16 protein-coding genes and 1 tRNA gene are annotated in these 14,176 nt (G+C 58.9%); 4 read left to right on the forward strand and 13 right to left on the reverse strand.

Features of this window, described 5'->3' with window-relative positions:
• Nucleotides 1-532 precede the first annotated feature (532 nt).
• On the forward strand, nucleotides 533-787 hold the full coding sequence (locus tag M2397_RS15325) for a hypothetical protein (RefSeq protein ID WP_237683119.1): 255 nt from the start codon (nucleotides 533-535) through the stop codon (nucleotides 785-787).
• A gap of 52 nt (nucleotides 788-839) precedes the next feature.
• Here the strand turns inward: M2397_RS15325 and M2397_RS15330 are convergent, their stop codons facing one another.
• Complete coding sequence (locus M2397_RS15330; protein ID WP_167655642.1) at nucleotides 840-1,220, reverse strand: hypothetical protein; 381 nt, start codon at nucleotides 1,218-1,220, stop codon at nucleotides 840-842.
• 629 nt (nucleotides 1,221-1,849) lie between these two features.
• On the opposite strand from M2397_RS15330, the gene M2397_RS15335 reads away from it, so the two are divergent.
• Nucleotides 1,850-2,308 (forward strand): hypothetical protein, encoded by a 459-nt coding sequence (locus tag M2397_RS15335; RefSeq protein WP_167655644.1) that lies wholly within the window; start codon nucleotides 1,850-1,852, stop codon nucleotides 2,306-2,308.
• Between the two features lie 98 nt (nucleotides 2,309-2,406).
• On the opposite strand, the gene M2397_RS15340 is transcribed toward M2397_RS15335, so the two are convergent.
• Both M2397_RS15340 and M2397_RS15345 read right to left on the reverse strand, forming a co-directional pair.
• Nucleotides 2,407-3,048: an SOS response-associated peptidase family protein gene (locus M2397_RS15340; RefSeq protein ID WP_256663564.1), complete on the reverse strand. Its 642-nt coding sequence runs from the start codon at nucleotides 3,046-3,048 to the stop codon at nucleotides 2,407-2,409.
• Nucleotides 3,049-3,297: 249 nt separating this feature from the next.
• Nucleotides 3,298-3,385 (reverse strand) — tRNA-Ser (locus M2397_RS15345).
• A 286-nt stretch (nucleotides 3,386-3,671) separates the two neighbouring features.
• On the opposite strand from M2397_RS15345, the gene M2397_RS15350 reads away from it, so the two are divergent.
• The gene (locus M2397_RS15350; RefSeq protein WP_048728419.1) at nucleotides 3,672-4,343 is read left to right on the forward strand and encodes a Bax inhibitor-1/YccA family protein; all 672 of its coding nucleotides are present in this window, start codon (nucleotides 3,672-3,674) and stop codon (nucleotides 4,341-4,343) included.
• 63 nt (nucleotides 4,344-4,406) lie between these two features.
• Here the strand turns inward: M2397_RS15350 and murB are convergent, their stop codons facing one another.
• The 8 genes from murB to M2397_RS15390 all read right to left on the reverse strand — a co-directional run bounded on the left by murB (nucleotide 4,407) and on the right by M2397_RS15390 (nucleotide 11,262).
• Nucleotides 4,407-5,426: a UDP-N-acetylmuramate dehydrogenase gene (gene murB / locus M2397_RS15355; RefSeq protein WP_131698029.1), complete on the reverse strand. Its 1,020-nt coding sequence runs from the start codon at nucleotides 5,424-5,426 to the stop codon at nucleotides 4,407-4,409.
• Entirely contained in the window at nucleotides 5,423-5,887 is a 465-nt protein-coding gene (locus tag M2397_RS15360; protein ID WP_131698030.1) for a low molecular weight protein-tyrosine-phosphatase, read from the reverse strand. The genes murB and M2397_RS15360 overlap by 4 nt, the downstream gene beginning before the upstream one ends.
• Nucleotides 5,887-6,651 (reverse strand): 3-deoxy-manno-octulosonate cytidylyltransferase, encoded by a 765-nt coding sequence (kdsB, locus tag M2397_RS15365; RefSeq protein ID WP_065927093.1) that lies wholly within the window; start codon nucleotides 6,649-6,651, stop codon nucleotides 5,887-5,889. Before kdsB ends, M2397_RS15360 begins: the two co-directional genes overlap by 1 nt.
• Entirely contained in the window at nucleotides 6,648-6,833 is a 186-nt protein-coding gene (locus M2397_RS15370; RefSeq protein WP_003174668.1) for a Trm112 family protein, read from the reverse strand. The genes kdsB and M2397_RS15370 overlap by 4 nt, the downstream gene beginning before the upstream one ends.
• Before the next feature lie 23 nt (nucleotides 6,834-6,856).
• A complete protein-coding gene (gene lpxK / locus M2397_RS15375) occupies nucleotides 6,857-7,867 on the reverse strand; it encodes a tetraacyldisaccharide 4'-kinase (RefSeq protein WP_259243924.1) in 1,011 nt (336 codons plus the stop codon).
• The gene (locus tag M2397_RS15380) at nucleotides 7,867-8,295 is read right to left on the reverse strand and encodes a biopolymer transporter ExbD (protein ID WP_131698032.1); all 429 of its coding nucleotides are present in this window, start codon (nucleotides 8,293-8,295) and stop codon (nucleotides 7,867-7,869) included. The genes lpxK and M2397_RS15380 overlap by 1 nt, the downstream gene beginning before the upstream one ends.
• The gene (locus M2397_RS15385) at nucleotides 8,292-8,927 is read right to left on the reverse strand and encodes a MotA/TolQ/ExbB proton channel family protein (protein WP_131698033.1); all 636 of its coding nucleotides are present in this window, start codon (nucleotides 8,925-8,927) and stop codon (nucleotides 8,292-8,294) included. The genes M2397_RS15380 and M2397_RS15385 overlap by 4 nt, the downstream gene beginning before the upstream one ends.
• A 109-nt stretch (nucleotides 8,928-9,036) precedes the next feature.
• Nucleotides 9,037-11,262 carry a DNA internalization-related competence protein ComEC/Rec2 gene (locus tag M2397_RS15390; RefSeq protein ID WP_259243927.1) on the reverse strand — a complete coding sequence of 742 codons (2,226 nt, stop codon included), beginning with the start codon at nucleotides 11,260-11,262 and terminating at the stop codon, nucleotides 9,037-9,039.
• Nucleotides 11,263-11,397: 135 nt separating this feature from the next.
• On the opposite strand from M2397_RS15390, the gene M2397_RS15395 reads away from it, so the two are divergent.
• Nucleotides 11,398-11,913, forward strand: coding sequence for a DUF2062 domain-containing protein (locus tag M2397_RS15395; RefSeq protein ID WP_145337674.1), 516 nt, complete (start codon nucleotides 11,398-11,400; stop codon nucleotides 11,911-11,913).
• Between the two features lie 3 nt (nucleotides 11,914-11,916).
• Here M2397_RS15395 and M2397_RS15400 read toward each other — a convergent pair whose 3' ends face one another.
• Complete coding sequence (locus M2397_RS15400) at nucleotides 11,917-13,284, reverse strand: sensor histidine kinase (protein WP_184742750.1); 1,368 nt, start codon at nucleotides 13,282-13,284, stop codon at nucleotides 11,917-11,919.
• The gene (locus M2397_RS15405; RefSeq protein WP_259243929.1) at nucleotides 13,274-14,002 is read right to left on the reverse strand and encodes a response regulator transcription factor; all 729 of its coding nucleotides are present in this window, start codon (nucleotides 14,000-14,002) and stop codon (nucleotides 13,274-13,276) included. Before M2397_RS15405 ends, M2397_RS15400 begins: the two co-directional genes overlap by 11 nt.
• Between the last annotated feature and the right edge of the window lie 174 nt (nucleotides 14,003-14,176).

The following is a 14,176-nucleotide window of genomic DNA, read 5'->3' on the forward strand; positions in this document are numbered from 1 at the left end:
TATCCCGAAGAGTCAACCGAATTAGGATTCAGGGCATGCTCGTTGGGAGCATATGGAATTTTGCAATTAGCCCTTACCAAGTAATAAGTTAGAAAATTCTTTTAAACGGTATTCGTATTCGTATTGCATAGGAGCGCTTTGGCCATCACCCAGCGAGATATTTTGCACTCGCCTTACTACATCGGAGCGGTGAGTGCAACTTCGATCAATTTAGCCGATGCAAGCTCTGCCAAATCGCCATCCCGCTCACACCGTACTCATCGCAAGTACCTACAGACGGGTTATCGCGCATGCCATTACCGCGAAATTCGATATCCATAAACCGTGGCCTGCTCCATGTTGGTACTGAATTGAGTGAGTAATCCTAAGCGTTCCAGGATCATCATTGAAGGTCTGCCGCCAAGCGACAATAAGTCTTCCTGCCACCACATAGCAGCGCGCTACGCTAACTTTGACGTTCGCACTTCGAGGTAATGTTGATGTCCGAAACTGGCCTACCATGCAATTTCTAATCGGCTCAGGGAAGAAACTGATGACTACAGATCCGTTATGTCTAGTCTTTGTGCCGGCTCTGGCGGCAGTGCTGCAAGCCGCCGAGGATAAAAAGGGCACGCCGCTTACTGAGGCTGAGGTTTGTGAAATCCGAGACAGATCCACCTGCGTCGCTTTACCATTCAGCGCGGCGCTGGCTATGGAAGAAGAGCGTGGTTATCCAGACATCATTGCTGAGGACTGTAGGAGTGAATGGCAGCGTCTACGGCCTTTAATGCTAAACCGACCTGTCTGATTTCACTCCCTAGCACAATCCTACGTAATAGCTTGCTTACATAGCCAGTAACTCAACGCTCGAGCCCGTCATCCCCCCCCTCCGAAATTTTGTTACTCGATTTCATGGCAAATAGCGCCGGCTTAGCAGCAGCGATGACAAGGCACCATTGAGGAAGCGCAATTGCCGCATCGTCGTGCTCTATTGGATCAGGGGTCGCTTCGCAAAAATCCTCGATAGCGGCACTTACCTTTAGCAAAAAATCGCTCTCGGCTGGGGTGAAACCTTGAGTGCTGAAATACTCCTTGGAAGACAACGTTGGCACCCAGTCCTCCCAAGAATTGATTAGCTCATTCATACCGAACCGAGGTGGCTCGTTCTCGCATTCAATCAGCCACTCAAGTAGCTCGACAATTCGATTCCGTATTCGAGGGTAGACGAGCTGTCTTGTCATAGTTTTACACCTGGTCGAATGGTCATCTTGCCCTTGATGGGGATAAATTTTAGCCTTGCTACAGTGCCCGTCCCGGGTCGACAGGCCCCCCTTGGCCCTGCTCTCTATCTGCATCAACTCGGTGGCGTTGTCGACGAACAGCCCGTCACTTCTGAGTAAGTCTGGCAAACCAGCATAATTTTGTTTTTAGGCTCAAAGCCACAATCAATCATGCAGCGTTGCACTTTTGCAGTGCATCCGATGCTGACAACATCAGAGACTTTCAAGAATGACTCCTCGGCGCTTGATTGAGACGTAGGCATATCGGGAGGGCTGCACCGTGCTCTCTAGGACTTTTAGATAATGAGTCGAAAATGTCAGAAGACAGTCTGAAAAAGGATTCGGAACAAAAAGCGGCTACGTTCATGGGTTGGGGGAAGCTGGGAGCCCTAGCGTTGGCGATTTCAGTCCCCATTTTTTACTTGAACGGAAAGGCTTACCACGAGGGCTACCTCTCCTACTTGAACCTTGAGCCGTCCATGTTTCCTCTACAGGCAACGGAGTATATCGGTGAGACCGCTGTGGCATAGTTCAGGGTCATTGTAAGTTGGTTTACCACCGGACTCGACAGCTTGGGACGAAATTGGCTGTTGGCGATTCTAGGCATGGTTGGCCTAAGCCTTATTTTTGGTCTCGTTGATTTCATGACAGACCGTACGGGCTCTGTTAATCAAAGAAATCAGAAGCCTATAAAAGCTAAGAAACGGTCTTTTTTTAAATCCTGGCGAAGGGCAGGACTGGTTCTGTTCGTTGGTAGTTATGGTGTTTTCATCATCCTGTGCTTGATCTCAATGTCACTCGCGATGGTAATTATGCCCTTTAGCGATGCAGGACGAGAAACCGCTAGGGAAGACGTTAAGCAGGGTTTTAGTGATTCCCCCGTCGTGACTCTAAAACTACCCGGATCTGAAGAAGTCATCCAGTTCCGGATCATCCAGTGCTCGGGTAAATTCTGCGGGCTTTTTGCTAACGGCAGGGCATATACCGTACCAGTATCAGCCGTCACCTGGGCGGTCTCAGGTATGCCGGGTGTCAAAACTGGCGGTTGATCTAAGCGATGTCCGTTCTTAATAAAATCGGATATGCGCTACTCATGGAACGGCTGAGAAACGCTGCAGCTGCCCTCCATCAACATTACGGTACGTACTCATTCATCGCCGTCTGACGCCCCTGCGAGCGGCTCGACCAATTCTGGGCCCTGATTACGAACACTACCCACAGCCTTGCTTACCTTGTACCAATGAAAATCGGTAGCAGGCCGGCAGTGATCCATCGCGATTTCCCGCGCACGTTCAGGTGAAATATCTGAGGCGATCCATTCGCGGGCGTGCTCAGGAGCCAAAACCAGCGGTTTCCGATCATGGATATCTACCATCCCTTGATCGCTGGCGGCGGTGATGATGACGAAGCCGTCGCGAGGGTCTGTATCCAGGCCCTGGTGAACTTCAGCTAAACCAGCGAAGAACATCGGAGCCTGCTCTTTCAGGGTTATGAAGTAAGGCTGCTTTTTCTTTGGATCAGCCGGATCTTTGACCCACTCAAACCACCCGTTTGCCGGTGCAAGCACGCGACCGTTTGGCCAGAGCTGATTGAAAAACTTCCCAGTCATGACTGTTTCAACCCTGGCGTTTATCGGGTCAGGACGCTTTCCTTTCGCCCAAAATGGTGACCATCCCCATTTCACCTTATCAACGCTCAATTGGTCGTCCACTGGCCGAATAATTTCCACCCGAGTCGAGGGTGCGACGTTGTATCGCTCTACTGGCCAAAGATCGTAGCCGTTGATCACCAACTGCTCTGGCGCGAGCTCCTTCAGGTAGTGCGCCTAAGGGAAGCACAGAGAGAAGTGAAAGGTAGTCACGCTCCCCCCAAACCGTCAACTGAAAGAATTGGTAAGGTGCAACTGGAATTGTTGCACTCATAGAGACCACTCATTTTATCCAGGGAGTGGCACGCCATACCCCATCTCCCGGCCGAAAAAAACACAAAAAAAGGGCCTAGATTTTCATCTAAGCCCTTGATTTTGTTGAGTTCGCGGCGGGAAACCAGGGATTCGAACCCTGGGAACGCTATTAACGTTCGCCGGTTTTCAAGACCGGTGCATTCAACCACTCTGCCAATTTCCCGTTTATTCCGATGACGCGATGAAGCGGTACAGCAAGGTGCAACTGGAGATAGCCTTAGATAAGAACCCTGGGAACGCTATTAACGTTCGCCGGTTTTCAAGACCGGTACATTACAACCACTCTGCCAATTTCCCTTGTGCGTCACAGGATTATGGTAGCCCATCCTGTCTCAGCGGGCGCCATAATACCCGAATGAAACACACTGTCAAACTCTCGCCATAGCTTGTTACAGAGCGTCTGTTATGATCTTTGCGACTGAACGTTTCAAAACCGAAGGAGTGTCGCCATGCGCGAACAGAATTACGCAGTGAATGGTAACGCGCAGGCTGAGCAGCTTGAAGTCAGCCGCGTATTGCGCAACACCTATGGCTTGCTCGCCCTTACCCTCGCATTCAGCGGCGTAATGGCGTTCGTGGCCCAGCAGATGCACGTCGGCTACCCGAATATCTTCGTCGTACTGATCGGTTTCTACGGCCTGTTCTTCCTGACCAACAAGCTGCGTGACTCGGCCTGGGGCCTGGTATCGGCGTTTGCCTTGACCGGTTTCATGGGCTTTATCCTCGGCCCGATCCTCAACCGTTACCTCGGCATGGCCGGTGGTGCGGAAGTGGTCAGCTCGGCGTTTGCCATGACAGCCCTGGTGTTTGGTGGTCTGTCGGCCTACGTGCTGATTACCCGCAAGGACATGAGCTTCCTGGGTGGTTTCATCACCGCAGGCTTCTTCGTGTTGCTGGCGGCGGTGGTTGCGGGCATGTTCTTCCAGATCAGCGGCCTGCAACTGGCGATCAGCGCGGGTTTTGTGCTGTTCTCCTCCGTGTGCATCCTGTTCCAGACCAGCGCCATCATCCACGGCGGTGAACGCAACTACATCATGGCGACCGTCAGCCTGTATGTGTCGATCTACAACCTGTTTATCAGCCTGTTGCAGATATTCGGCATCATGAGCCGCGACGACTGATTTACTCGCTGCATAAAAAATGCCCCGTATCGACAGATGCGGGGCATTTTTGTTTTCACTGCATTAGTACTGGTTGGGTTCCATTTCCAGCTCGACCTTGAAACGCTGGGTGATGTCCCGCTGGATACGTTGGGCCAGGTTGGCAATATCGTGCCCTGTGGCGCCGCCATAGTTGACCAGCACCAGCGCCTGCAGGGCATGCACACCGGCATCGCCGTCACGAAAGCCCTTCCAGCCGGCCTTGTCGATCAGCCAGCCTGCCGCCAGCTTCATCTGCCCATCTGCCTGGGGGTAGGCGACCAGGTCCGGATACAGCGCCTGTAACTCTTCAGCCAGGGCCTTGGACACCAGCGGGTTCTTGAAGAAGCTGCCAGCATTGCCAAGCACTGCCGGGTCAGGCAATTTTTCGCTACGGATGCTGCAAATCGCGCGACTGACATCGCTCGGTGTCGCCTCGGTAATCCCCTGCCCCGCCAGGCGCTGCTGCACTGGGCCGTAGTCGAGCTTGAGGTGGCTGACGCGGCTCAGGGCGAAGCGTACCCGCAGGATCAGCCAGCGTCCGGTTTCGTGCTTGAACAGGCTGTCACGGTAGGCAAAGTTGCATTCTTCCAGGCTGAAGTCGCGCAGTTCGCCCGTCTGGCGGTCCAGGGCGGTCAAGCCGGCAAAGACGTCCTTGATCTCCACGCCGTAGGCGCCGATGTTCTGCATGGGGGCAGCACCGACGGTGCCGGGGATCAGACTGAGGTTTTCCAGGCCGCAGAAGCCCTGTTCCAGGGTCCACAGTACAAACGGGTGCCAGGCTTCGCCTGCTTCGGCTTCGACCACCACCTGCACGCCATCATCCTGCAACACACGAATGCCTTGGGTGGCCATGCGTAACACCAAGGCAGGAATGTCCTGGGTCAGCAGCAAGTTGCTGCCACCGCCAATCACGAGCAAGGGCAACGCCTGGGTCGACGCATAGGCCAGTGCCTCGCGCACATCGGCATCACTGCGGGCCTCGGCGAAGAATTGGGCACGCACATCAATGCCAAAGCTGTTGAATGGCTTGAGCGACACCTGCGCCAGCACTTGCAAGGTCATAACCGCCCCTTCAATTCGATCACCAATAAATCACACGCCTGCTCGATCAGGTCCAGGACCCGTTCGAAGCCTTGTTCGCCCTCGTAGTAGGGATCTGGCACCTCGTCCACTTCAGCGTCATAGCGGCGCAGGAACAGGTCCAGCTCCGCCTTGCCCTGGCCGGGCTGCAGGGCCTTGAGATTGCGCAGATTGCTGTTGTCCATGGCCAGGATCAGGTCGTAGCGCGCAAAGTCGGCGCGGGAGACCTGCTGGGCACGCTGGGCCGACAAATCGTAGCCGCGTACCAGCGCCGCACGTTGGCTGCGCTGGTCCGGCGGGTTGCCGATATGCCATTCGCCGGTGCCGGCGGACGCTACGCCGACCTGCCCCGCCAACCCGGCTTCGCGCAATTTATGGCGCAGTACGCCCTCAGCGGTGGGCGAACGGCAGATATTGCCCAGGCAGACAAACAGAACCTCCATCAGGCCCCCAACAGGCGACGGACGCGCTCAAGATCTTCCGGGGTATCGACACCCGCAGGCGGTGCTTCCAGGGCGTCCCCCACGTGGATACGTACGCCGTGCCAGAGGGCTCGGAGTTGCTCCAGGGATTCGGTATTTTCCAACCAGCACGGGCCCCAACTCACGAAGTCATGCAGAAAACCGGCACGATAGGCGTAGATGCCGATATGGCGACGGTACGGCACGCCTTCCGGCAACAGGTCAGGGTTCCTGGCGAAGGCGTCACGCGCCCAGGGCAAGGTCGAACGGCTGAAGGTCAGCGCCAGGCCGTTGACATCACTGACCACCTTGACCACGTTCGGGTTGAACAGGGTGTCGATGTCTTCAATCGGCTCGGCCAGGGTCGCCATACGCGCTTCACCATGGGCAGCCAGGTTGGCGGCCACCTGGTCGATAACGCCCGGCGGGATCAACGGCTCGTCGCCTTGTACATTGACCACGATGGCGTCTGGCGCCAGGCCCAACTGCGTGGCCACTTCGGCCAGGCGGTCGGTGCCGGAGTTGTGATCTTCACGGGTCAGCACCGCTTCGGCGCCGAACCCTTTGCAGGCTTCGATGATGCGCGGGTCATCAGTGGCCACCACGACACGCTCAGCGCTGCTTTTGCAGGCCTGTTCCCACACCAGCTGGATCATCGGCTTGCTGCCGATCAGTTGCAGCGGCTTGCCCGGCAGACGTGTCGAGGCGTAGCGGGAAGGAATGACAACGGTAAAGGCTGTGGTCATTTATCCAGGCGCTCGTCGGTGGTCAGGGTGCGGGCTTCGCTTTCCAGCATCACCGGGATGCCATCACGGATCGGGTAAGCCAGGCCGGCGCCCTTGCTGATCAGCTCGGTTTTATCGGCGCTGAGCTTGAGCGGGCCTTTGCAGATCGGGCAAGCGAGGATGTCGAGCAGTTTGGTGTCCATGAGTGTTTCCTGGATAGCAGCGTTTAAGGCAAAAGACGGGCGGGCAGCAGGCGCATCAGCTGCGTGTCGAACCAGGCGACGAACGCCGGCGACGGCACCGCATCCACCGCAAGGTACCACCAGTCGGGCTGGGCAAAGGCGCGGCACTTCACCGCGTCCTTCTCGGTCATGACCAGTGGCAATGACGGGGTAAAATTCAAGACCTCGGCGCTGTAGGGCGCGTGGTCGGCAAAAGCATGGGGAATCGGCTGCCAGTGTAGCGTTTCAAGGGTGTTGAAGAAACGTTGCGGGTTGCCGATACCGGCGACCGCGTGTACCTGCTGCCCCTCTGGAAAGTGCGCCACCGACTTGCGCTCGCCACTGTGCAGGTTGACCAGTGCGGTGGGCTGCAGGCAAAACGCAAAGCCATCGTCGCGATCCGAGCCGGCACCGTTGTAGAGCAGCGCATCAACACTGTGCAAACGCTCAACCGGTTCGCGCAATGGCCCGGCCGGCAGGCAACGGCGATTGCCCAGGCCCCGGGCGGCGTCGATCAGCACCAGTTCCAGGTCACGGGCAAGGCGGTAGTGTTGCAGACCGTCGTCGGAGAGGATCAGGTCAAGGGTCTCGCTGGCGAGCAGGGCCTTCACCGCACGACTGCGGTCGGGATCGATCATCAGGGCCACGCCGCAGCGTTGCACGATCAGCAAAGGCTCGTCACCCGCCACCGTGGCGCTGTGGCTCGCCTCGACGCGCCATGGCAACTGCGGTGGCTTGGCGCCATAGCCGCGACTGACCACACCGACGCGCAGGCCACTGCGTCGGCAGTGTTCGATCAACCACAGGATCAACGGCGTCTTGCCGGTACCGCCCACGGTGATATTACCGACCACCACCACCGGCACCGGCGATTGATAGATCTCGCCCTCTCCTGCCAGGAACCGCGCGCGCTTGCGCTGCACCACCCGGCGATACAACGATTCCAGCGGACGCAACAACGCGAGCCCCGGATGGCCCTCGTACCAGGCCTTGAGCAAACGATCGGACATGGCCATCAGGGTTGGCTCGCCGCCTCGACAGTGCTCATGCGCAGATGGCTGAAACCGAGCTTGCCGGCAGCGTCCATCGCGGTGATCACGGCCTGGTGCTGGGTCTTGCCATCGGCACTGATGGACAACGGCATCTTGGTATTGCCGCCGGACTCTTTTTCCAGGGCGGCGATCAGGCTGGCGAGGTCGTTTTTCTCCAGCAACTGGTTATTCACCGAAAACGCCCCGTCGGCGCTGATGGCGATGTCCAGTTGCTTGACTTCCTGGTCTTCGGCCGGCGAACCACTCACGGCTTCCGGCAGGTCGACACGCAGTTCGGTCTGCCGGGTGAAGGTGGTGGTGACGACAAAAAACAGCAGCAGGATAAACACCACGTCGATCAACGACGCCAGGTTGATGTCGACATTTTCCCGTCGCTTGCGGCGAAATTTCACGCTTTGCCCCCAACCAGGTCCACGTCACGGTCGCCCTGCACCACTTCCACCAGCTTGATGGCTTCCTGCTCCATACCGACCACCAGTTCATCGATGCGCCGCTGCAGGAAACGGTGGAAGAACACCGAAGGAATACCGACCATCAGGCCCGCCGCTGTAGTAATCAGGGCCTTGGAGATGCCCCCGGCCAGTACGGCCGCGTTGGTGGTCAGGCCCGAGCCCATGAACGAGCTGAAAATATCGATCATGCCCAGTACCGTCCCCAGCAAGCCGAGCAACGGCGCCATGGCCGCGATAGTGCCGAGGGCGTTGATATAGCGCTCCAGTTCATGGATGACCCGGGCGGCGGCCTCTTCGATGCACTCTTTCATGATCTCGCGACCATGCTTTGAATTGGCCAGGCCGGCGGCGAGGATTTCACCCAGCGGCGAGTTGGCGCGCAGTGCCTTGAGTTTGTCCTTGTCCAGCTGCTTGTTCTTGATCCAGCCCCAGACCTGCCCCAGCAGATGCTCGGGGGTAACGCGACTGGCACGCAGGGTCCACAAACGTTCGGCAACGATGCCGAGTGCGGCGATGGAGCTCAAGATGATGGGCAACATCATCCAGCCGCCAGATTTGACCAATTCCCACACAGTGAATGTCCCCTCGAAAAAGTGCGCCACTTTACCATATAGGTTCGGCGGCGGGGTTCGTCGGCCATGGACCCGTCTGTCCCAGGCGCCGGTCTTTGGTAAGGCTGGATCAGGGTAACGTTTCGCGCCAAAAACGGCGTTGACTACGCGCAACAGTCGGTGGCTGGAAAACCCCTAGTTGCACACGCACCGCGCCCTGCTCGGCACTGTCGTATATCTGGCTGCCCAGTTGCTGGTAGCGCTCCACCACCTGCGGGTGAGGATGGCCGAACGCATTGCCACGCCCACGAGAAATCAGTACCGACGTGGGTGACAGCCGCTGTAGAAAAGGCCATGACGACGAACTGCGGCTGCCATGGTGAGGGGATTGCAGCCAATCGGTGCGCACGGCCAACGATGAGGCGAGAAATGCCCGCTCGGCAGCCCGATCAATATCCCCCGTGAGCAGCAGGCGCTCACCATTGGCCTGGACCTGCAGAACACAGGACTTGGGGTTGCCATCCGTCGCATCAGGCCACTGCCACAGCTCGAATGCCACACCGTCCCACACCCATTGCTCACCGCTGACACAGGGCTGGGTTTCGAGAAACGCGGGCAAGCCCTCGGTTTCACCGCCCACGACACGCCGGATCGGCACCCCTCGGGCAACAGCCGACGCCCCGCCGGCATGATCGGCGTCGGCGTGGCTCAGCAGCATCATATCCAGCGTCCCGACGCCGAGCTTTTTCAACGCGGGCACTACCACGCGGGCACCGAGATCAACCGTCCCCGAACGCGGGCCGGCATCGTAGAGCAACGTGTGATGGCGGGTACGCAGGATCAAGGCCAGACCTTGCCCGACATCCAGTTGCACCACCTCCACCCGCCCATGGGGCACCGGCTCGCGGGGTGGAAACACTGCCAACAACAGCAGCGGCCAGCCCAGTGGCCGAAACGGCACGCCTTTGGGCAGCAATAAAAGCATCGCGCCGACCAGGCTGATCAGCCAGTACCCCAAGGGCACCTCGGCCGGTATCCAGGCAGGCATTTGCCCAGCGAGCCATGCCAAGCCCCGGAACAACCCGTCAAGCGCCCCACCCGCCAGCCACAACAAGCCTTCCCCCAGATACGGCAGCGACAACAATGCGCTCCCCAGCAACGCCAGTGGCAACACCACCAGGCTGATCCACGGCACGGCAATCAGGTTGGCCAGCGGCGCACTCACGCTGACGGGCAAACCGAGCACCAGCAACACAGGAAACAGACCAACGGCAATCAAGCACTGAGGACGTGTCCATGCCTGCCAGACACTCCACGGCCCCAACCGCCCACCAAATCCCACGACCAGCACCGCGACAGCCATAAAGGACAGCCAGAATCCGGGTTGCAGACTGGCTAGTGGCTCCAGGATCAGCACGCCATTGAGTGCCAGCAACAACGGCCACCAGAACCCCAGATGACGAAAGCGCAAACGCCATAACAGCACCAGCCCCACCATGACGCAGGCCCGTTGCACCGGCACGCCAAACCCTGCCAGCAGGCCGTACCCCAGCGCGGCGGCAAACGCCAGGCCACACGCCCACGGCAGCCACGGCCAGGTGCGGGGCCAGCAGCCGTAGCGTGCAAGTAGCGCGACCAACCCGTAGATCAACCCCGCCAACAAACCAATGTGCTGGCCGGAAATCACCAACAGGTGCACCGTACCGGTGTCCTGCAACACCTGCCAGTCTTCGGCCGCCAGCCCGGAGCCATCCCCCAGCACCAAGGCTGCCAGGCCCGCCTCGCGGCCTTGGGCGTCCACGGCCATCAGACGTTGCCGGACAGTGTCACGCCAGGCATGACGAGCCGGCGCCAGGCGCTCACCATCCTTAACCGAGCCGGTGGCACCAATGCGCCGGGCCAGCAGCCAGGCCTCCTGATCAAAACCGTGAAAGTTGAGCAGCCCGGCAGGCCGTTTCAGCGTTACGGCCAGACGCCAGCGCTCGCCACTGCGTACCGACGGCCCACCGTGCCAGGAGACACGGATACGCTTGGGCAGACGGGCGTTGCGCGCCTGGCTGTCGGCCAGCTCAAAACGCACACCCGTCTCTGTCTGCTGCGGCAACCCGGTTACACGGCCTTCCAGCCATCGCGTCTGGCCATCCAGCACCGGCCGTAGTCGATCATCCAGTGCCCACTGCGCACTGATGCAGGCCCAGCTCAAGCCCAGCAGGAAAAATGCCAGTGGAGACGTACGAAATGGTAATAGCATCAATGCCAGCACCAGCATGGCTATCAGCCATCCCGTCGACGGCAACGCCGGTAGAAAGCGCAAGGCAAGCAACCCCAGCGCGAGCGCGAACATCCCTGTCTTCATGAACCCTCCTTTTCAAGTGATCCACTCAGTCTTAGACGAGAGCCCAGGACGTCCTATGATGTTTTGTCACAAAGTCTGAATTTTCTGTTTATAGAATGCGGGCATACTTGCCCCTCGAACTGACCTGGACCCCTTATGCCTCGGCGCTTATTCAAACGGTACATGCCCGACCCCACCAGTATCAGGGAACACAAGTCATTACAGTTTCTTGGCACGTTGCTGCACGACCCGAACCTCTGGCACCTGAATCGGCACTCAGTGGCACGCGCCATGGCGGTGGGTTTGTTCGCGGCTTTTATCCCGATTCCGTTGCAGATGCTATTGGCGGCGGTGCTGGCGATCATCGTGCGCGGCAACATGCCCATCGCCGTCAGCCTGGTCTGGCTGACCAATCCGATCACCATGCCCGTGGTGTTCATCTGCACCTACATGACCGGCGCCTGGCTGATGAATGTGCCGCCGCGCAGCCTGCCCGACGACCTGACCTGGGAATGGATCAGCGGCCAGTTGAGCACACTGTGGCAACCCTTTCTGCTGGGTTCGGTGGTGTTGGGGGTCGTGTTGGGCGCATTGGCCTACTGCCTGACCATGGGGTACTGGCGCTGGTGGGTCGCGCACCAATGGAAAAAGCGCAAGCAGCGCCGAAGCTGAGACCTATCGCGCCGGCAACCGCAGGTGCACACGCAAGCCCCGGCCGGTATTTTCCGCCCACAAGCTGCCGTCCTGGCGTTGCACGGCATTGCGAGCGATGCTCAGGCCCAGCCCGAAGCCACCATCGCCTGGCCTTGAGCCGTCCAGCCGCGTAAACGGTGCAAAGATTCGCTCCAGATCCTGCTCATCGATTCCCCCGCCCTGGTCTTCCAACCAAAGGTGCCAATACTCCCCCTCGCGGCATCCATCCAGGCACACAACCCCATCCGCCGGGGAGTGGCGTATGGCGTTGCGCAGGATATTCTCCAGGGCCTGGGCCAGGGCATTCAGGTTGCCCCGTACCCAACTGTCAGCGCCCAGAAGGCAGGGCAGTCGCGATGCCGGCCAATCGCTTTCAAAGCACGCGTTCTCGCGCAGCATGTCCCACAGCGCTTGCACCTGAATATCTTCTTTGGGCAGCGGCGCCCGCTCGGTATCCAGCCAGGCCAGTTGCAGGCTGTCTTCCACCAGGCGCTGCATGGCGTCGATCTCCCGCCCCAACCGCTCACGCAGGCGCGCAAGATCCTGCTCGCTGTCACAGGCCACCCGCAAACGGCTCAATGGCGTGCGCAGTTCATGGGACATGTCCCTTAACAGTTGCTGTTGCAGCATCACCGTACCCTGCAAGCGCTCGGACATATGATCAAACGCGCGCCCCAGCTCGCCCAATTCGTCCTGACGACTGGTGGCGTCGTGGGACATCCGCGTATTCAATTGATCGGCACGCCATGCGTTGGCCTGCTCGCGCAGTTGATTGAGGGGCATGATCAGCAGCCGATAGAGGCCGATGCACAGCAACAAGGTAAAGAGGCCGGGAATCACGCCGTTGGTCACCACCCGCCAGAACAGTTGGTAGCGCCCCGGCATAAAGCGCTGCGGCAGTTCAATCACCAGCGAACCGGCGCCCGGATCCACCGCAAACGGAATCTTCAACCACGGCAACCCCTTGACGTGGCGGCTGACCGGCCAATCCAGGCCCCGCAGGAAGGTCAGGCGCTGGCTTTCCGTGTCGGTCAGCGGGTAACTGCTCAACGACTGCAAGTCATTGCCGATCACACCGATCCACGTGCTTTCGCGCTTGCCCATTGCATGCAGCCACGCATCAACGCCGGCATTGCCCCCCTGGTTCCAGGCCTGCTCGGCGCCGACCGCATAACCACTCAAGGTGATCCTGGCCTCGTCGGACAGGTAGGCGTTCTTCTGCTCCATGTACCGGCCCCAGGACCAACTGAGCCAGATCATCAGCAAACAGAAGGCGATCAGCAGGCAGGCAAGTTTCCAGAATAACGAGTGCCTGCCCGGCAGTCGTTTCAGCGATGCCTCAAAGCCCATCGTCGTGACCGCTCAGCACATAGCCCTTGCCCCACACCGTGCGTACCTCACGCTCGCTGTAGCCGATGGCCTTGAGCTTGCGGCGGATCTGGCTGATGTGCATGTCGAGGCTGCGGTCATGGGGCGCATAACCCCGTTGCAACACGTGCTGGTAGAGGAACGCTTTGCTGAGGACTTCTTCACCGTTGCGATGCAGGGTTTCCAGCAGTCGGTATTCGCTGCGGGTCAGGCCCGCCCAGTGCCCCTGATGAAAAACATCGCACAGCTCATCGTCGAAACGCAGCGTGCGGTTATCTTCACGCACGGGCGCAAGCGTCGGCAACGGGCGCCGATCCAGGGCCACCCGACGCAGGATGGCTTCGATACGCACGCGCAGTTCAACCATGCTGAAAGGTTTGGGCAGGTAATCATCGGCCCCCAGGCGAAAACCGCTGACGCGATCGGTTTCAGCGCCCAGGGCCGACATCAGGATCACCGGAACCGAATGGCTCTGGCGCAGATGGGTGAGGATCGACAAGCCATCCAGGCCCGGCAGCAGAATATCCATCAACACCACGTCGAATGCCTGATCGCGCGCTATCTCCAAGCCCTGCTGACCGTTTTGGCACCAGGAGACCTGGAAACCACAGCGCCCCAGATGCTCATGCACATAGGCACCCAGCACGGGGTCATCTTCAATTGTCAGGATACGAGGTAGGCCAACTGGTGCGGGATTCATTAGCGTCTGCAAGTCATTCTCAATCACTGATTATTCAAGATAACCCCGCCGCAGGCAATCGCCACACGGTGTCCAACGGCCCGAAGATTGCCCTCTGTCATTAATTTGCAAGATTCCAGACCGCGCAAATGGCTACACTGCGCAGGTGGCGCGGGCCGGATGCCGGCGCGGAAG

The sequence above is a fragment of the Pseudomonas sp. BIGb0381 genome, from assembly GCF_024809815.1.
GTDB lineage: Bacteria > Pseudomonadota > Gammaproteobacteria > Pseudomonadales > Pseudomonadaceae > Aquipseudomonas.